The organism is Streptomyces sp. SCUT-3 (assembly GCF_014083985.1).
GTDB lineage: Bacteria > Actinomycetota > Actinomycetes > Streptomycetales > Streptomycetaceae > Streptomyces_H > Streptomyces_H thermolineatus.
Map to the genome: position 1 here is coordinate 1,595,212 of NZ_CP046907.1, position 17,342 is coordinate 1,612,553.

At 71.9% G+C, this 17,342-nt stretch carries 13 protein-coding genes; 5 read left to right on the forward strand and 8 right to left on the reverse strand.

Annotated features, from left to right (window positions below; translation table 11 throughout):
* Positions 1-77: 77 nt before the first annotated feature.
* From GQS52_RS06880 to GQS52_RS06910, 7 genes are all read right to left on the reverse strand, one after another.
* A complete protein-coding gene (locus GQS52_RS06880) occupies positions 78-1,598 on the reverse strand; it encodes a CoA-acylating methylmalonate-semialdehyde dehydrogenase (RefSeq protein ID WP_182312381.1) in 1,521 nt (506 codons plus the stop codon).
* Positions 1,599-1,906: 308 nt separating this feature from the next.
* Complete coding sequence (locus GQS52_RS06885; protein ID WP_182312383.1) at positions 1,907-3,301, reverse strand: FAD-dependent oxidoreductase; 1,395 nt, start codon at positions 3,299-3,301, stop codon at positions 1,907-1,909.
* Positions 3,302-3,423: 122 nt separating this feature from the next.
* Entirely contained in the window at positions 3,424-4,221 is a 798-nt protein-coding gene (locus GQS52_RS06890; RefSeq protein ID WP_182312385.1) for an ABC transporter permease, read from the reverse strand.
* Positions 4,221-5,201 carry an ABC transporter permease gene (locus tag GQS52_RS06895; RefSeq protein WP_259370633.1) on the reverse strand — a complete coding sequence of 327 codons (981 nt, stop codon included), beginning with the start codon at positions 5,199-5,201 and terminating at the stop codon, positions 4,221-4,223. The genes GQS52_RS06890 and GQS52_RS06895 overlap by 1 nt, the downstream gene beginning before the upstream one ends.
* Positions 5,198-6,472 carry an ABC transporter ATP-binding protein gene (locus GQS52_RS06900; protein ID WP_182312387.1) on the reverse strand — a complete coding sequence of 425 codons (1,275 nt, stop codon included), beginning with the start codon at positions 6,470-6,472 and terminating at the stop codon, positions 5,198-5,200. Before GQS52_RS06900 ends, GQS52_RS06895 begins: the two co-directional genes overlap by 4 nt.
* A gap of 32 nt (positions 6,473-6,504) precedes the next feature.
* Positions 6,505-7,737 carry a spermidine/putrescine ABC transporter substrate-binding protein gene (locus GQS52_RS06905; protein WP_182312389.1) on the reverse strand — a complete coding sequence of 411 codons (1,233 nt, stop codon included), beginning with the start codon at positions 7,735-7,737 and terminating at the stop codon, positions 6,505-6,507.
* A 22-nt stretch (positions 7,738-7,759) separates the two neighbouring features.
* Positions 7,760-9,277 (reverse strand): gamma-aminobutyraldehyde dehydrogenase, encoded by a 1,518-nt coding sequence (locus GQS52_RS06910; protein WP_182312391.1) that lies wholly within the window; start codon positions 9,275-9,277, stop codon positions 7,760-7,762.
* A gap of 358 nt (positions 9,278-9,635) precedes the next feature.
* Here GQS52_RS06910 and GQS52_RS06915 point away from each other — a divergent pair, with 358 nt between their 5' ends.
* The 4 genes from GQS52_RS06915 to mycP all read left to right on the forward strand — a co-directional run bounded on the left by GQS52_RS06915 (position 9,636) and on the right by mycP (position 14,775).
* Entirely contained in the window at positions 9,636-11,270 is a 1,635-nt protein-coding gene (locus tag GQS52_RS06915; RefSeq protein WP_182312393.1) for a PucR family transcriptional regulator, read from the forward strand.
* A gap of 224 nt (positions 11,271-11,494) precedes the next feature.
* Complete coding sequence (locus tag GQS52_RS06920; RefSeq protein ID WP_182312395.1) at positions 11,495-11,809, forward strand: hypothetical protein; 315 nt, start codon at positions 11,495-11,497, stop codon at positions 11,807-11,809.
* A 31-nt stretch (positions 11,810-11,840) separates the two neighbouring features.
* Positions 11,841-13,370 (forward strand): hypothetical protein, encoded by a 1,530-nt coding sequence (locus GQS52_RS06925; protein WP_182312397.1) that lies wholly within the window; start codon positions 11,841-11,843, stop codon positions 13,368-13,370.
* A gap of 67 nt (positions 13,371-13,437) precedes the next feature.
* Positions 13,438-14,775, forward strand: a complete 1,338-nt coding sequence (gene mycP / locus GQS52_RS06930) for a type VII secretion-associated serine protease mycosin (protein WP_259370634.1) — start codon at positions 13,438-13,440, stop codon at positions 14,773-14,775.
* Between the two features lie 97 nt (positions 14,776-14,872).
* Here mycP and GQS52_RS06935 read toward each other — a convergent pair whose 3' ends face one another.
* Positions 14,873-15,733: a DUF4190 domain-containing protein gene (locus GQS52_RS06935; protein WP_182312399.1), complete on the reverse strand. Its 861-nt coding sequence runs from the start codon at positions 15,731-15,733 to the stop codon at positions 14,873-14,875.
* A gap of 468 nt (positions 15,734-16,201) precedes the next feature.
* Between GQS52_RS06935 and GQS52_RS06940 the strand changes: the two genes are divergently transcribed.
* Positions 16,202-17,254, forward strand: a complete 1,053-nt coding sequence (locus GQS52_RS06940; protein ID WP_182312401.1) for an adenosine deaminase — start codon at positions 16,202-16,204, stop codon at positions 17,252-17,254.
* The last annotated feature ends 88 nt before the right edge of the window (positions 17,255-17,342 follow it).

The following is a 17,342-nucleotide window of genomic DNA, read 5'->3' on the forward strand; positions in this document are numbered from 1 at the left end:
GGCGGGTGTCGGCGGGAGGGAGAACGCCGCCGCCCCGCCGGGGAGGCCCGGCGGGGCGGGTGGAGCGGGGCGGGGCGTCAGTCGTGGGTGGGGAAGCCCAGGTTGATCCCCCCGTGGCTCGGGTCGGGCCAGCGGCTGGTCACCACCTTGCCGCGGGTGAAGAACTGCACGCCGTCGGGACCGTAGGCGTGGGTGTCGCCGAAGAGCGACGCCTTCCAGCCGCCGAAGGAGTAGTGGGCGACCGGCACCGGGATCGGTACGTTGACGCCGACCATGCCGACCTCGACCTCGTGCTGGAACCTGCGGGCCGCCCCGCCGTCGCACGTGAAGACGGCGGTGCCGTTGCCGTAGGGGTTGGCGTTGATCAGTTCCAGGCCCGCCTCGTAGGAGGGGACGCGGACGACCGACAGGACGGGGCCGAAGATCTCGTCGTCGTAGACCGACATCCCCGGGCGGACGTGGTCGAACAGGGTGGGGCCGAGCCAGAAGCCGTCGGCGGTGGACTCTCCCGATGCGTCCTCGGACGCCACCGGGTGCTTGCGCCCGTCGACCACCAGCGTCGCCCCGTCGGCGGTGCCGCTGTCCAGGTAGGACGTGACCCGGTCGCGGTGCGCCCCGGTGACCAGGGGGCCCATCTCGGAGTCGCCGTTGCAGCCGGGGCCGACCTTCAGGCGGGCCATCCGCTCGGTGATCCGGGCCACCAGGTCGTCGCCGACCGGGTCGACGGCCACCAGCACGGACACCGCCATGCAGCGCTCACCCGCCGCGCCGAAGCCGGCGTTGACCGCGGCGTCGGCCGCCAGGTCGAGGTCGGCGTCGGGCAGGACCAGCATGTGGTTCTTGGCGCCGCCCAGGGCCTGGACCCGCTTGCCGTAGCGGGTGCCGGTCTCGTAGACGTGACGGGCCACGGGGGTGGAGCCGACGAAGCTCACCGACTTGACGTCCGGGTGCTCCAGCAGCCGGTCGACGGCCGTCCGGTCGCCGTGCACGACGTTGAACACGCCGTCCGGCAGCCCCGCCTCCTGCCACAGGCGGGCGAGGAAGTCCGCGGCCGAGGGGTCCTTCTCCGAGGGCTTGAGGACCACGGTGTTGCCCGCGGCGATCGCGATGGGGAAGAACCACATCGGCACCATGGCGGGGAAGTTGAACGGCGAGATCACGGCGACCGGGCCGAGCGGCTGGCGGATCGAGTAGACGTCGACCCCGGTGGAGGCCTGCTCGGTGTAGCCGCCCTTGAGCAGCTGCGGGATGCCGCAGGCGTACTCGACGACCTCCTGGCCCCGGGCGATCTCGCCGAGCGCGTCCGAGTGCACCTTGCCGTGCTCGGAGACGATGATCGAGGCCAGCTCGTCGCGGCGGGCGTTGAGCAGCTCCCGGAAGGCGAACAGCACCGAGGTGCGGCGGGCGACCGAGGTGCGGCTCCAGGAGCGGAACGCCTCGGCGGCCGCGCCCACGGCCCGGTCCACCTCGGCGACGCCGGCGAAGTCGACCAGGGCGGTGACCGCCCCGGTGGCGGGGTCGTGCACCTCCCCCTGCCGCTCGGCAGGGGCGCCGGACCATTGCTGTCCGGCGATCCAGTGGGTGATGCGCTTGGTCACGGCCCGGCCGCCCTTCGTCGTGTGTGCTTCCTGCCCTCCAGTCTCGGAGCGGCCCGCCCGCCGCTCAACCGCCAAGGTGTCGGCGGCGGTCTGCCCGGCCTTACAGGTCGTCGGGCGCCGCGGACGGCCCGGGCGGGCGAAGGCAGGGCAGGGACGGGACGGGGACCGAACAGGAGGGGCCCGGCCCGGGCGGGGGCCGGACGGGCCGACGGCCGCGCCCCCGCCGACGGGTGCGGCGGGGGGCGCGGCCGGAGCAGTGCCCGGGCGGGAGGGGGCGTCCGGGCGGGAGGGGTGCGGCGGGGTTCCGGTCAGCTGTCGAAGCCGAGGCCGACCCGGTCCAGGGCCCGCAGCCACAGGTTGCGCCGTCCCCCGTTGCGGTCGGCCCGGTCCAGGGACCACCGGGTGATCCCGATGCCGGCCCAGGCGAAGGGCTCCGGGGGGAACGGGAGGGGCTTGCTGCGCACCATGGCCAGTTCGGTGCGCTCGGTGCGCTCCCCCGCCAGCAGGTCGAGCATGACCTCCGCGCCGAACCGGCTGGCGCCGACACCCAGCCCGGTGTAGCCGGCCGCGTAGGCGACCCGGCCGCCGTGGGCGGTGCCGAAGAAGGCGGAGAAGCGGGAGCAGGTGTCGATCGCCCCGCCCCAGGCGTGGCTGAACCGCACCCCCTCCAACTGGGGGAAGGTGTGGAAGAAGTGCCGGGCGAGCTTGGCGTAGGTGGCAGGCCGCTGGTCCATCTCGGCCCGCACCCGCTTGCCGTAGGAGTAGACCGCGTCGTAGCCGCCCCACAGGATGCGCCGGTCCGCGGTGATCCGGAAGTAGTGGAACTGGTTGGCGCTGTCGGCCAGGCCCTGCCGGTTCTTCCAGCCGACCGAGGCGAGCTGGTCGTCGGTGAGCGGCTCGGTCGTCAGCGCGTAGTCGTAGACGGGCACCACGAAGGGCCGGACCCGGCGCACCAGGGAGGGGAAGACGTTGGTGCCCAGGGCGGCCCTGCGGGCGTACACCCGCCCGTAGGGGGTGCGCACGGCCACGCCGCTGCCGTTGGAGTCCAGGGAGGTCGCGGGGGTCCGCTCGTAGATGCGCACCCCCGCCTCCAGGCAGGCGCGGCGCAGGCCCCAGGCGAGCCGGGCCGGGTGGAGCATGGCGACTCCGCGGCGGTTCCACAGTCCGCCCGCGAAGGTCGGGGAGTCCACCTCGGCCCGCACCTCGTCGCGGTCCAGCAGGGTGGTCTCGACGCCCAGCCTGGCCGCCTGCTCGGCCGCCTCGCGCAGGTCGTCGAGCTGGTAGGGCTCGGTGGCGACGTCGATCTCGCCGGTGCGCTCGAAGTCGCAGTCGATGCCGTGGCGTTCGACGGCGGCCTCGATGGCGTCCAGGTTGGCCGCCCCGAGCCGTTCCAGTTCCGGCATCTCCTGCGGCCAGCGGGCCAGGCCGTTGGCGAGGCCGTGGGTGAGGCTGGCGGCGCAGAAGCCCCCGTTGCGGCCGGACGCGGCCCAGCCCGCCTCCTTCGCCTCGACGACCACCACGTCTCGCTGCGGGTCGCGCTCCTTGGCCAGCAGCGCGGTCCACAGGCCCGAGTAGCCGGCGCCGACCACCAGCAGGTCGCAGTGCTCGTCGCCGACGAGGGCGGGGAGCGGCTGCGGCCTGCCGGGGTCCTCCAGCCAGAACGGTGTCGGCTGCGCGTCTGCGAGCGAACGGGCTGGGTCCATCGGGTTCTCACACCTTCTGATGTGCGGGTCGGCCGGACGGTCGGAGCCTGGTGGCCGGACCGTCCGGGACGTCGGACCGGTGGGGTGCCGGGCCGGCGGGGGGCGCCGGCCCGGCCGACGGGTCAGGCTCGTGCTTTGCGGCGGTTGCCCACGGCCTGGCCCACCAGGACGCACAGCACGGCGATGGCGAACATCGCCGTGCCGATGACGTTGATCTGGACGGGGGTGCCGCGCTGCGCCGAGCCCCAGACGAACATCGGGAACGTCACCGTGGAGCCGGCGTTGAAGTTCGTGATGATGAAGTCGTCGAAGGACAGGGCGAAGGAGAGCAGCGCGCCGGCGGCGATGCCGGGCGCGGCCAGCGGCAGGGTGACGCGCAGGAAGGTCTGCGCGGGGGTGGCGTACAGGTCCTGGGCCGCCTGTTCCAGGCGCGGGTCCATGCTGACCACGCGTGCCTTGACCGCCGTGACGACGAAGCTGAGGCAGAACATGATGTGCGCGATCAGGATGGTCCAGAAGCCGAACGACACGTGCATGTTGAGGAACAGGGTGCCCAGCGAGGCGGCCATGACGACCTCGGGCATGGCCATGGGCAGGAAGATCAGCGCGTTGACCGCGCCGCGCGCCCGGAAGCGGTAGCGGGCCAGGGCGAAGGCGATCATCGTGCCCAGGACGGTGGCCCCCACGGTCGCCCACAGGGCGATCTGCAGGCTCAGGCCCAGCGAGGTGCACATGTCCGCGACCCCGCAGGGGTCGGTCCACGCGTCGGTGGAGAAGCGCACCCACTCGTAGTTGAAGCGCCCGGCGGGCTTGTTGAAGGAGAAGAGCAGGACGACCAGGTTGGGCAGGACCATGTAGCCCAGGGCCAGGGCGCCGGCGATGACGACGGTGTTCTTGCGGATCCACCTCAGGAGCGGCATCAGACCAGTTCCTCCGTCCCGGCCCTGCGGATGTAGACACTGACGGTCACCAGGATCACCGCCATGAGGATGAAGGAGAGGGCGGCGGCCGTCGGGTAGTCCAGAACCCGCAGGAACTGCGACTGGATGACGTTGCCGACCATCTTCTCGTTGGTGGAGCCGAGCAGTTCGGCGTTGATGTAGTCGCCGGTCGCCGGGATGAAGGTGAGCAGGGTGCCCGCCACCACCCCGGGCATCGACAGCGGGAAGGTCACCTTGCGGAAGGTGGTGAACGGCCTGGCGTACAGGTCCCCGGCCGCCTCGTGCAGCCGGCCGTCGACGCGCTCCAGGGAGGCGTACAGCGGCAGGATCATGAACGGCAGGAAGTTGTAGGTCAGGCCGCAGACGACGGCGAGGGGCGTGGCCAGGATCCGGCTGCCGTCGGTGAGCCCCAGCGCCGCGGTCAGGTCCAGCACGTGCAGGGCCCGCAGGGCGGACACCAGGGGGCTCTCGTCGGCCAGGATCGTCTTCCAGGCCAGCGTCCGGATGAGGAAGCTGGTGAAGAACGGCGCGATGACCAGGACCAGCAGCAGGTTGCGCCAGCGGCCCGCCTTGAAGGCGATGGTGTAGGCCAGGGGGTAGCCGATCAGCAGGCACAGCGCGGTGGCGGTGCCCGAGTACAGGACCGAGCGCAGGAAGTGCGGCCAGTACTCGGCCAGGGCCGCGGGGTAGGCGGCGAAGTTCCAGGTGACCTGGAACCCGGTCTCCAGGGAGCCCGTCTGGATCGAGGTGGAGGCCTGGTAGACCATCGGGGCGACGAAGAACACCAGCAGCCAGGCGAGGCCGGGCAGGAGCAGCAGGTAGGGCACGCGGCGGCGGCGCGCGGCGGCCCGGGCGAGCGCGGTGGCCGCGCCGGTGCCCGCGCCGCCGGACGGGGCGCCGGCCGGGGACGCGCCCGCGGGCACGGCGGGCGGGGCGGGGGTGGGGGCGGGGGCCGTCACGACTCGTCCTCCGTGCCGGCGTCGATGTCCTGGGCGGCGTCCAGGCCGAAGGTGTGGGCGGGGTTCCAGTGCAGGACGACCTCGGCCCCGGGCACGAGCCGCGTGTCCCGCTCGACGTTCTGCTCGAAGACGGACACCTCGAAGCCGCCGGGGGTGGCCACCAGGTACTGGGTGGAGACCCCGGTGAAGCTGGAGTCGGCGACGGTGCCGGTCACGCGGTTGCGGCCGTCGGGGATCCCGGCCGCGTCGTCGCGGTGGCTGATGGTGATCTTCTCCGGGCGCACGCCGGCGAGCACCGCGGTGCCCTCCGCCGCCGAGGCCGCGCGGCACCGTGCGGCGGGCAGCGCGATCCGGGTGTCCCCGGCGGCCAGCAGCAGGTCCTCGCCGGACCGGCCGGTGATCCGGGCGCCGATCAGGTTGGACTGGCCGAGGAAGTTGGCGACGAAGGTCGAGGCGGGGTTCTCGTAGAGGTCGGCGGGGGCGCCGAGCTGCTCGACCCGGCCGCCGTTCATCACCGCGACGGTGTCGGCCATGGTCATGGCCTCCTCCTGGTCGTGGGTGACGTGCACGAAGGTGATGCCGACCTCGGTCTGGATGCGCTTGAGCTCCAGCTGCATCTGGCGGCGCAGCTTCAGGTCCAGCGCTCCGAGCGGCTCGTCGAGCAGGAGCACCTGCGGGTGGTTGATCAGGGCGCGGGCGACGGCGACGCGCTGCTGCTGGCCGCCGGAGAGCTGGTGCGGCTTGCGGCGGGCGAGCGCGCCGAGCTCGACCAGCTCGAGCATCTCGTGGACCTGCTTCTTCACCGACTTGATGCCGCGGCGGCGCAGGCCGAAGGCGACGTTCTCGTAGATGTCCAGGTGCGGGAAGAGCGCGTAGTTCTGGAAGACCGTGTTGACCGGCCGTTTGTGGGGCGGCAGGGCGGTGACGTCCCGGTCGCCGAGCAGGACGGCTCCCGAGGTCGGGTCCTCCAGCCCGGCGATCATGCGCAGGGTCGTGGTCTTCCCGCAGCCGGAGGCGCCGAGCAGGGCGAAGAAGGAGCCCGCGGGGACGGTGAGGTCGAGCGGGTGGACGGCCGTGAAGGAGCCGTAGGCCTTGCCGAGGCCGGCCAGGCGCAGTTCCGCGCCCGCGCCGGTGCGGGCCTCGGAGCCGGTGCGGGCCCCGGTCCCGGCGGGGGCCTCGGTCCCGGCGGGGGCCCCGCTCCCGGCGGGGGTCCGTGCTCCGGTGCCGGAGCCGGTTCCGGTGTCTGCCTTCGGGGCAGTGGTGTCGGTCATCGTCGTCTTTCGTCCGTTCCGGTTCCGGGGCCTCAGGCGCCGATGAGCTTGGCGAACTTCGCCTCGTAGTCCGTCTCCTCCTCGGAGGAGAGGGCGCGGAAGTCGTGGGCGGCCGCGGCCATGGCCTTGTCCGGGAAGATCAGCGGGTCGGAGGCCGTCTTCTCGTCGGTCTTCGCCAGCACCTCCCGGGCCCCGGCGACCGGGCAGACGTAGTTGATCCAGGCGGCGAGTTCGGCGGCGTTCTCCGGCTCGTAGTAGTAGTCGATGAGCCGTTCGGCGTTCTTCTTGTGCCGCGCCTTGTTGGGGATCAGCAGGTTGTCGGTGGAGGAGATGTATCCGGCCTCCGGTATCGCGAACCGGATGTCGGGGTTGTCGGCCTGCAGCTGGATGAGGTCGCCGGCCCAGGCCGTGCAGGCGGCGATGTCGCCCTTGTTGAGGTCGCCGGTGTAGTCGTTGCCGGTGAAGCGCCGGATCTGCTGCTTGTCGACGGCCTTCTGGATGCGGGCGACGGCCGCGTCGTAGTCGTCGTCGGTGAAGTCCCCGGGGTCCTTGTCCATGTCGAGCAGGGTCATCCCCACGGTGTCGCGCATCTCCGAGAGCAGCGCCACCCGCCCCTTGAGGGAGGGGTCGTCCAGCAGCTGGGAGACGGAGGTGACCTCTTTCCCCTTGGTGGCCTTGATGTTGTAGGCGATGACGGTGGAGATGCCGCTCCAGGGGTAGGAGTGGGCGCGCCCCGGGTCCCAGGCCGGACTGCGGAACTGGGGCTGGAGGTTGGCGAAGGCGTTGGGCAGGTTCGCCGGGTCGAGCTTCTGCACCCAGCCCAGCCGGATCATCCGGGCGGCGAGCCAGTCGGTGAGGACGATCAGGTCCCGGCCGGTGTCCTGGCCGGCGGCCAGCTGCGGCTTGATCTTGCCGAAGAACTCGACGTTGTCGTTGATGTCCTCGGTGTAGGAGACCTTGATCCCGGTGCGCTTGGCGAAGCGCTCCAGGGTCGGGCGGGTCTTCTCGTCGTCGGAGACGTCGATGTACTGCGTCCAGTTCGAGAAGTTGACCTTCTTGTCCTTGTCCGAGTCGTCCTCGGACGGGGCGCCGCCGGCGCTGCTGGACGCGGGCGGGATGCCGCAGGCCGTCAGGGCGGCGACCCCGACCGCTCCCGCCGCCGTGGCGCGCAGCAGCGACCGGCGGGCGAGGGCACCGCGCCCGTCGGTCATGCTGCGTCGTACCGCCGCGCGCACCGGCGGCGAGAGGGGTTCGTACTGTTCCATGTGCCGTGCCCTTCCGAGGTTCTTACCGGTCTCCGAAAACCGTGCGGTGCCAGTCCTTGCGGGCGGCCCCGGTGATGTCCTGCATGACGTGTTTGACCTGCGTGTACTCCTCCAGGGAGTACATCGACATGTCCTTGCCGAAGCCGGATGCCTTGTAGCCTCCGTGCGGCATCTCGCTGATGATCGGGATGTGGTCGTTGACCCACACGCAGCCGGCCCGGAGCTCCCGGGTGGCGCGCAGGGCGCGGTGGACGTCGCGGGTCCAGGCGGAGGCCGCGAGGCCGTAGGGGGTGTCGTTCGCCAGGGCCAGGCCCTGCTCGTCGGTGTCGAAGGGCAGGACCGTCAGGACGGGGCCGAAGACCTCCTGCTGGACGATCTCGCTGTCCTGGGCGGCGCCGGTGACCAGGGTGGGGCGGTAGTAGGCGCCCCGGGCCAGGTCCCCCGCGGGGGCCTCGCCGCCGGCCACGACGGTGGCCCCGGCCGCGCGGGCGCGGTCGACGAAGCCGGCGACCCGGTCGCGCTGGGCGTGCGAGACCAGCGGCCCGAGGTCGGTGAGCGGATCGAAGGGGTCGCCCAGGCGCACCCGTTCGAAGAGGGCCGCCACCTGCTCGACGAAGGCGTCGAAGAGCGGGCGCTGTACGTAGGCACGGGTGGCCGCGGTGCAGTCCTGGCCGGTGTTGATCAGCGAGCCGGCGACGGCGCCGTGGGCCGCGGCCTCCGGGTCCGCGTCGTCGAAGACCACGAACGGGGCCTTGCCGCCCAGCTCCAGGTGGATCCGCTTGACGGTGCCCAGGGCCAGCTCCGCGACCCGCCTGCCGACCGCGGTGGAGCCGGTGAAGGAGGTCATGGCCACGTCCGGGTGGCCCACCAGCCGCTCCCCCGCGTCCGGGCCCGCCCCGGTGATCACGTTGACCACGCCGTCGGGGATTCCGGCGTCGGTGGCCGCGCGGGCGAACATCAAGGAGGTGAGCGGGGTCAGTTCCGAGGGCTTGAGCACGATCGTGTTGCCCGCGGCGATCGCCGGGAGGACCTTCCAGGCCGCCATCTGCAGCGGGTAGTTCCACGGTGCGATCGAACCGACCACGCCGATCGGCTCGCGGCGCACGTAGGAGGTGTGGTCGGCCGAGTACTCGCCCCCGGCGCGACCCTCCAGCACCCGGGCCGCACCGGCGAAGAACGCGGTGTTGTCGACCGTCCCGGGGACGTCGAACCCGCTGGAGAGCCTGATCGGCTTCCCGCACTGCAGGGACTCGGCGGCGGCCAGCTCCTCGGCCCGCTCCGCCAGGACCGCCGCGAAGCGGTGCATGGCCTCGGAGCGCTCGGCCGGAGTGGCCCCGGCCCAGCCGGGGAGGGCCTCCTTCGCGGCGGCGACGGCCGCGTCCACGTCCGCCGGGCCGGCCAGTTCGAACTCGTGGACCGCCTCACCGGTGGCGGGATCGACCACCCGGTGGGTCCGCCCGGACGTCCCCGGCCGCAGCCCGCCCGCGACGTACTGGGCCCCGTCCGCGAACTGTGCCGTGATGTCGGTGCGGTCGTCCATCGTCTCTCCTCACCCGATGTTCCTGCAGTGTTCGTGCAACCAGTGACCCTTCGGTCACCCAGGCGTAGCGATCGACCGGCGTGGGTGCCGATCCTGACAAAGCCTGTGGGAATCAACAAGGGATTCCGTTGTTTCCTTTTGGTTACACGACGGAATCTGTCTTTCTGCGACAATGGCGCAACCTCTCGGCGGCCTCAACCCGTCACACCGGCATCCCGCACGGCGCCGCCTTTACACTGCGCCAACCGCCAGTGGCCGACCGGCGGTCGGCCGACGGTCGGCCGGCGGCCCCGCTCCCGCGCCCCGTCGCCCGTCCTCTGCGTCCCGCCCCTTGTCCCCCCGCCCCCGGAAGGCCCCCATGTTCCCCACCGTCGCCCAGGTCCTCGAGCTGGAAGCCCTGCGGCGCGGCGCGCCCCGGGTCGTCGCCGGCCGGGAGGGCCTGGACCGCCGCGTACGGTGGGTGCACGTCAGCGAGCTCGTCGACATCGCCGGGATGCTGCACGGCGGCGAACTGGTCCTCAGCACCGGCATCGCCCTCCCCGACGACCGCGGGGCCCTGGCCCGGTACATCGACGACCTCGCCGACGTCGGCGCGGCGGGGCTGGTCGTCGAACTCGGCCGCCGCTACCGCGACGCCCTCCCCGACCCCCTGGTGCGCGCCGCCGAACGCCGCGGCCTGCCGCTGGCGGCGCTGCGCAGCGAGGTCCGCTTCGTGACGGTGACCGAAGCCGTCCACGCCCACGTGGTCAACTCCCAGCTCGGCGAGCTGCGCGCCTCCGAGGCCGTGCACCAGACCTTCAACGAGCTGTCCGTGGAGGGCGCCGAACCGGCGGAGATCGTGCACGAGGTCGCCAGGATCGCCGGCGCCCCGGTCGTCCTGGAGAACCTCTCCCACCAGGTGCTGGCGTTCGACGCCGCGGGCGGCGACGCGGAGGCGCTGCTCGACGGCTGGGAGCGCCGCTCCCGCAGCGTCCGCCCCGACGGGCGCACCGGCTACGACCCCCGCACCGGCTGGCTGGTCACCACCGTCGGCGCGCGCGGGCAGGACTGGGGCCGCCTCGTCCTGGCCGGCCGGCCGGACACCCCGGAGGCCGAGGCCCGCCGCCACGCCGTCCTGGTCGAACGGGGGGCGTCCACCCTGGCACTGAACCGGCTGCTGGACCGCGACCGCGAATCGCTGGAGCGGCAGACGCACCGCACACTGCTGTCCGGCATCCTCACCCACTCCCTCACCGTCTCGGCGGTCGCCCTGCGCGCCCGCGCCCTCGGCGTCCCCCTGGAGGGCCGCCGCCTCGTCGGCGTCGTCCTGCGCCCCGGCCCCGGACGCCCCGCCTCCGCCGCTCTGGAGGCCCAGGCACGGCTGCGGGACTTCACCGAGACGGCGGCCACCGCCGTCCGCAGCCTCGGTCTGACCGCCCTCGTCGGCTCCCTCGACGACGACGGGGTCGGGCTGCTGGTCTCCCTCGGCCCCGCCGACACCGAGCACCGCGCCCTGGAGTCGCTGTCCGCCGCCCTGCACCGCAGTTGCGGCGACGGCTTCCTCATGGCCGCCGGCTCGTCGGTCGGCGCGCTGCGCGACGCCCGCCGCACCCTGCTGGAGGCCGCCCAGGTCGCCGACGCCGCCCGGCACGGCGGCAGCGGCAGCGGGGGCGGCCGCACCTGCGCCTACTACCGGCTGCCCGACGTGCGCCTGCGCGGGCTGCTCCACCTGCTGCGCGACGACGCGCGCCTGCAGACCTATGTGGAAAGGGAATTGGGCCCCCTGCTCGCCCACGACGCGGAAAACGGCACGGACCTCGTCCGCCTGCTCGCCGTCTACCTCGAACACGGGCGCAACAAGTCCGCGGCGGCCGACGCCGCCCACCTGTCCAGGCCCTCGTTCTACGACCGCCTGCGCCGCGTCGAACGCGTGCTGGGAGTCGACCTCGACCAGGTCGAGTCCTGCCTCTCCCTCCACGTCGCCCTCCTCGCCCTGAACGCCGTCCGCCGCTGACGGCTGCGGGACGGCCGACAGGAGGAAGAGGCCCCGGACGAAGACGGCTGAGGCAGGAAACTGACGCCTCGCCGGCCCGGTTGTCCGGGACTCGCCCCACGTGGCCGGCAGGCCTCGATTCGTGTCCGTCCGAGTCGCTACAGTAGGCATCAGGTCCTGCATGCCACGTCCGCCCGGTCCGGAGCCGCACCTGCAGCGACCGAGAACTCACGGGGAGATCAGGGATGGCCGATCAGTACAAGGTCGATCTGGACGAGCTGGACGAGGTCGTCCGCTCGATCAACAAGGTCCTGCGTGCGATGGAGCAGACGAAGGGCAAGACGGCCCATCAGACGTACCTGCCCGACGGCGCGCTCGGGAAGGACTTCACCGAGGCCCGGGAACTCAAGCAGGCCCACGACAACATGAAGTCCTGGCTCGAGGGCCTCACGGACGTGCTGACCCAGATGATCGACGAGTACGAGCACAAGACCACGAAGGTCATGGGGAACTACCAGGACGCCGAGTACCAACACACCAGCACGTTCAATTTCAAGTGAAAAACGACCTGGGGGGATTCGGGGGCCGACAATGAGCGGGAAGTACAGCGAAAGCGTCCCGGGAGCAGGTCCGGGAGGGCACAAGACGCCTTTTCGCGCCATTGACCTGATGTCTTTGAAGGCGATGGTCGCGAACAGCAGGACCGATGTGCTCGAGGACATCGCGGAGAACTGGCAGTGGGTGCACGACGCCCTGGTGGTCGGCGTCGACGGCCAGCCGAGCATCAAGCAGCAGCTCGACGACGCCGTGGCGAAGGTCCTGAAGTCCTGGGAGGGCGCCACGGCCGACGCCTTCGCCGCACAGGCCAAGAAGATCAGCCAGAACATCACGAACGGCGCGCCGTACGCCGAGCGGACTTCCAAGGTCCTGAAGCACACGGCTAAATCCTTGGCGTACTACAAGCAACAGTTGGACGCGGTGAATCCCCCGAACGCTTGGGAACGGGGGACGGACAAGCTCGGCGACGGACTCGAGCGCTCCGACAAGGGCCTGAAGGCGGACTTCGCCTCAGGCGCGTCGACGGCAGACGCCCTGGCCAACAACAGCGGCAAGCTCTCCCTCGACAAGGAACGCCAACTCGAGGCCGCCGTCATCATGGAGACCCTCGGCGCCACTTACGTGAGGAACGCCAGGGCCATCGGAACGCCGCCGAAGCCGCCGGGGGTCAACGATCCGGTGGAGGAGCCGTCCTTCTCCGAACCGCCCCCCGTCGCGATCACGCCTCTGCCCGCCGTCGTCACCAGACCACGCCCTTCGTCGGTGAGTCCGAAGCCCGGCAGTACTGGAAGAGGGCCGGGCGCAGTCGCTCCACTGTCACCGCCCCGCGACTCGGGAATCATCGGCGGAGCCCAGAAGCCCGTGAAACCGGGTACTCCCCCGATCGGCACCGTGATCGACGGCATCTCCACCAATCCTGTGCCATCCGGCAACAGCCACGTTCCCGGAGGTGTGGGAGGGACCGGTGGCGGGACGGGAAGCGGCGGTAGCCTGCCCGTTCTCCCCGGCGGGGGAAGCTCCATCGGTGCCGGGCGCCGTGCAGGCGGAGGCCGCCCAGGTACAGCACGTCTTCCTGGAACGCCCGGAGCTGCTACCGCAGGAAAGCCCGCCTCCGGACGCCTGGGAATGCCAGGTGCCCCCGGTGCGCCGGGCGGGGCGGGTTCCGGACGGAGCGGCCCGGCAGCCGGCCGTAGTTCCGGAGCAGTCGGTCGCGGCGGCATGGTCGGCGGGCCAGGTGGCGGGGCCGCCGCTTCTGGTGGAACTGCAGGCCGGGGAGGCAGCACCGGCAGCCTCGCCCGCCAGCGCGGCGGAACCATCGGCAGCCCTTCCAGGAGCGGGGCTGCACCTGCGGCACAGGGCGGCTCCGGTCTGCACCGCAGTCGGGGCGGAACAATGACCAGCCAAGGCACGGGGCGTGGCACAGGTCCGATGGCAGGCATGCCCGGAACTCGTGGTGCTTCCGACAAGGAGAAGCGCGGCGAGGGCGAACGGCCGGACTATCTCGTCGAGGACGAGGAGACCTGGGATCCTCGCCGTGATGTGGCTCCACGAGTAATCGAGTAGACCGAGTCGGAAGAATTGGGGGCCCGCAGTCCCGGACTGCGGGCCCCTCGCCGCGAGGAGAGGTGTTATGGGCATGGGCGTCACACGGACGCTGCGTGCGATCGGGAACGCAGCATTGGCAGGAGCGCTGCTCCTGAGCGCCGCGCCCGCAGCATCCGCAGACAGCATTCGTGACAACCAGTGGGCTCTGGATGCGTTCGACGCCGAAGCAATCTGGAAAGAGTCCACCGGTGAGGGCGTAACCGTGGCCGTGATCGACAATGGCGTGAACGGCCTTCATCCCGATCTTACGGGCAATGTCCTGCGAGGGAAAAACTTCTTCGACAGCGGTCGCGCGGACCGACAGACATCGACGGACCACGGCACTGCCATGGCATCTATCATTGCTGCCCACGGACACGGCCCGAACAACAATGAGGGCGTGATGGGGCTCGCCCCTGACGCCAAGATCCTGCCCCTCAAGCGTGACAACGAAGACGGCATGTTTGGCGAGGACACCGGAACAGCGGCCGAGATGATCCGCTATGCGGTCGACAACGGCGCCTCGGTGATCAACATGTCCTTCGCAGGCGGTTCCTTGCGGGAAGGTGAAGAAGAAGCCATTGCCTACGCCGTCGAGCACGACGTCGTGCTCGTAGCCGGAACCGGCAACACCGGAAGCGCCACACCCGGGTACCCGGCCGCTGCCCCCGGCGTCGTGGCCGTGGGCGCAGTGGACCGGTCCGGCCAGATCTGGGAAGAGTCCAACTACGGCCCCCACGTGATGCTCACCGCCCCCGGCGTGTACATCCGAACCGCAGGAGGAACGGCGCCGTACCAGCTGTCCAACGGCACGTCCAACGCAACTGCTTACGTCTCCGGGGCCATTGCGCTGCTGCGGGCGAAGTTTCCCGACCTGACTGCCGGCCAGGTCGTCAACCGACTGGTGAAGACGGCAGCCCTGCCCGACGATATGCAGGGCAAGAGCCTGCCCGACGAGCGCTACGGGTACGGGATCATCCGCCCGTACCGGGCGCTGACCGAGGACATCCCGGCCGGGCCGAAGCAGGGGCCGCTCAAGACCCCCAGCGCCGTCGTCGCCGAGGAGTCGGCCGCCGCGGCTGCTGCAGAGAACGCCAGGAAGACGGAAGAGGCCCTGGCGGAGCGCAGCCGCAACACCAACACGGTCTTGGCCGTGGTCGGCGGAGCCGTTCTGTTCCTGCTGGTGGTCGCCGCAGTCGTGGTCGTGGTGGTCGTGCGCAGGCGCGGGAAGGACCGGAACGGCGGGCCGCCGCCCGGCGGACCGTGGACGGGAGGCCCCGGCGCCGGTCCGGGCCCCGGCAACGCCGGATGGCCGCAGCAGCACTACGGGGCCCAGCAGGGCGGGCAGCCTTACGCCGGCGGCCCCAACCCCTACCGGCAGTAGGCGGAGGGCCTGCGGCCCGGCCGCGGAGCGACTGACGGCGGCGGCCCGGCACCCCGGAGCATCGGGGTACCGGGCCGCCGCCGTCCGTCCGTGCGTTTCAGGGCCCCGTGTCGGAGGACGCCTCGGGGGCCTGTCCGCTCTCGAGGTCGATCTCCCAGTAGATGTACTCGTACGACCAGTCCGGAAGGAACTCGATCTCCAGGTCGTCGCGGTTGGGCGGGACGCTGAAGGCGACCTCGGCCTCGGTCTCCCCGCCCTCGGCGACCCGGTCGCCGAAGCCCGTGCCCAGGGCGCCGTGGTAGATCTCGTCGACCTCGATGCCGCGGGGACCGGCGTAGGCGTAGAGCTCGAACTCGGACAGGTCCAGCGGTTCCCCGGACCCGTTCTCCAGCGTCACGGTCATCCGGTAGGCGTCGTCCCCGGGGGTGTACCCGTCCGCCGACGGACTCGGCTCGAACCTCTCGGGCGTGGAGAGCGTGACCCGCACACCGTTGTCGTACTCCACGGTGCTGCCGTACGTCTCGGCGATCGCGACGTCCTCGTAGTCCTCGTCGAAGTCCTCGCTGTAGAAGGCGAGGCCGACGAACGCCGCGGCCACGACGGCCGAGATGACCATCGAGATCGCGCCCGTCCATATGCCCGCGAGGGCCTGTCCGCGGTTGGTGGCCCGGCCGCGGTTCGACGCCCGCAGGCCGAGGATGCCGCACACGAGCGCGGCAATGCCGACGAAGAAGCCGAGGAAGGCCCCGAAGCAGGCGACGGAGAGGACCAGGGCGACGATTCCGCACACGAGCGCCGCCGTCCCGACGCCGTTGCTCGCTCCCGGCCCGTCCCAGTAGCCGACGGAGCCGTCCGGGCCGTACCCGTACCCGTATCCGGGCCCCGGCCCGTGGACGTGCACGGGGACCGCGCCGGGCAGAGGGGGCGGCGGCGGTTCCGCGTACGGGTTCCCCGGCACGGGCTGCGGTCCGGACGGCTTCCGGAGTGGCACGCCGTCCTGTGCGGGCGGGGCCCAGGGGTCGAATTTCCCGTTCCCGCCGCCGCCGCTCCCGTCGTCCTTCCCGCTCCTCGTGCTTTCCGCGTTCCCCCCGCTCTCCCCTTCCTTCCGGAGTGACGGGCCGCCGCCCGGTGCCGGCGTCCCCTCACCGGCGCGGGCTTCCGGCCCGGTCCCGGACGCATTGCCGGCCGCCGCCCCCGCCTCCGCTTCTGTCCCGGCCCCGGCCCCGCGCTCGGTCTCAGTTCCGCTTCCGGCCTCGGTTCCGGTCCCATCCCCGGCCCCGGTCCCGGGTATGGGCCCGGAGTCCCCCCTGTTCTCGGTCATCCCGACCTTCCTGTGCAGACTGGCCGCCATGCTAAGGCCCACGCCCGGTGCCTCCGCACACGTTTACGATGGGGGGCTCCGTCTCCCCCGCACAGGAGGTCCCGCATGTCCGACGCAGTTGCGCCCGCCGTACCGCCCACCGGTCTGGAGGCGTTCATCGCGGGCATGCCGAAGGCCGAACTGCACGTGCACCACGTCGGTTCCGCGTCACCGCAGATCGTGGCCGAGCTGGCCGCCCGTCACCCGGGGAAGGTCCCGGCGGACCCGGCGCTGCTGGCGGACTACTTCACGTTCACCGACTTCGCGCACTTCATCGAGGTGTACCTGTCCGTGGTGGACCTGATCCGCGACGAGGAGGACGTGCGGCTGCTCACCTACGGGGTGGCCCGGGACATGGCGGCCCAGAACATCCGGTACGCGGAGCTGACCGTCACCCCGTACAGCTCGACCAGCCGGGGCATCCCGGACGTGGCGTTCGTCGAGGCGATCGAGGACGCCCGGAAGCAGGCGGAGGCGGAGCTGGGCGTGGTGCTGCGCTGGTGCTTCGACATCCCCGGGGAGGCGGGCCTGGCCTCCGCGGAGGAGACCGCGCGCATCGCGACGCAGCTGCAGCCCGAGGGGCTGGTCTCGTTCGGGCTGGGCGGTCCGGAGATCGGTGTGCCGCGCCCGCAGTTCAAGCCGTACTTCGACAGGGCGATCGCGGCCGGCCTGCACAGCGTCCCGCACTCGGGCGAGACCACGGGGCCGCAGTCGGTGTGGGACGCGCTGCGGGACCTGCGCGCCGAGCGCATCGGCCACGGCACCTCCAGCGTCCGGGATCCCCGGCTGGTGGACCACCTGGGCGAGCACCGCATCCCGCTGGAGGTGTGCCCGACCTCCAACATCGCCACCCGCGCCGTGTCCGCCCTGGAGGAGCACCCGATCCGGCAGATGGCCGACGCCGGGCTGCTGATCACCGTCAACAGCGACGACCCGCCGATGTTCGGCACCGACCTGAACACCGAGTACGCGGTGGCGGCGCGGCTGCTGGACCTGGACGAGGCGGGGGTGGCCGCGCTGGCGAAGAACGCCGTGGAGGCGTCCTTCATGGACCCGGCCGGCAAGCGGCGGCTGACCGCCGAGATCGACGCCTACCTGGCGGACCGCACTTCCGGCTGAGCCCGCGCGGCGGCCGGGGGCCCGACCGACCGACTGCGGGCCCCGGGGGAACGTCCCCGGGGCCCGCACAGTGCATGACACGTCACAG

What these genes read in the sequence shown, in the direction of transcription:
- GQS52_RS06885 (WP_182312383.1), bottom strand. Translation starts at nt 3,301, where the DNA reads ATGGACCCAGCCCGTTCGCTCGCAGACGCGCAGCCGACACCGTTCTGG.
- GQS52_RS06890 (WP_182312385.1), bottom strand. Translation starts at nt 4,221, where the DNA reads ATGCCGCTCCTGAGGTGGATCCGCAAGAACACCGTCGTCATCGCCGGC.
- GQS52_RS06900 (WP_182312387.1), bottom strand. Translation starts at nt 6,472, where the DNA reads ATGACCGACACCACTGCCCCGAAGGCAGACACCGGAACCGGCTCCGGC.
- GQS52_RS06905 (WP_182312389.1), bottom strand. Translation starts at nt 7,737, where the DNA reads ATGGAACAGTACGAACCCCTCTCGCCGCCGGTGCGCGCGGCGGTACGA.
- GQS52_RS06910 (WP_182312391.1), bottom strand. Translation starts at nt 9,277, where the DNA reads ATGGACGACCGCACCGACATCACGGCACAGTTCGCGGACGGGGCCCAG.
- GQS52_RS06915 (WP_182312393.1), top strand. Translation starts at nt 9,636, where the DNA reads ATGTTCCCCACCGTCGCCCAGGTCCTCGAGCTGGAAGCCCTGCGGCGC.
- GQS52_RS06920 (WP_182312395.1), top strand. Translation starts at nt 11,495, where the DNA reads ATGGCCGATCAGTACAAGGTCGATCTGGACGAGCTGGACGAGGTCGTC.
- GQS52_RS06925 (WP_182312397.1), top strand. Translation starts at nt 11,841, where the DNA reads ATGAGCGGGAAGTACAGCGAAAGCGTCCCGGGAGCAGGTCCGGGAGGG.
- mycP (WP_259370634.1), top strand. Translation starts at nt 13,438, where the DNA reads ATGGGCATGGGCGTCACACGGACGCTGCGTGCGATCGGGAACGCAGCA.
- GQS52_RS06940 (WP_182312401.1), top strand. Translation starts at nt 16,202, where the DNA reads ATGTCCGACGCAGTTGCGCCCGCCGTACCGCCCACCGGTCTGGAGGCG.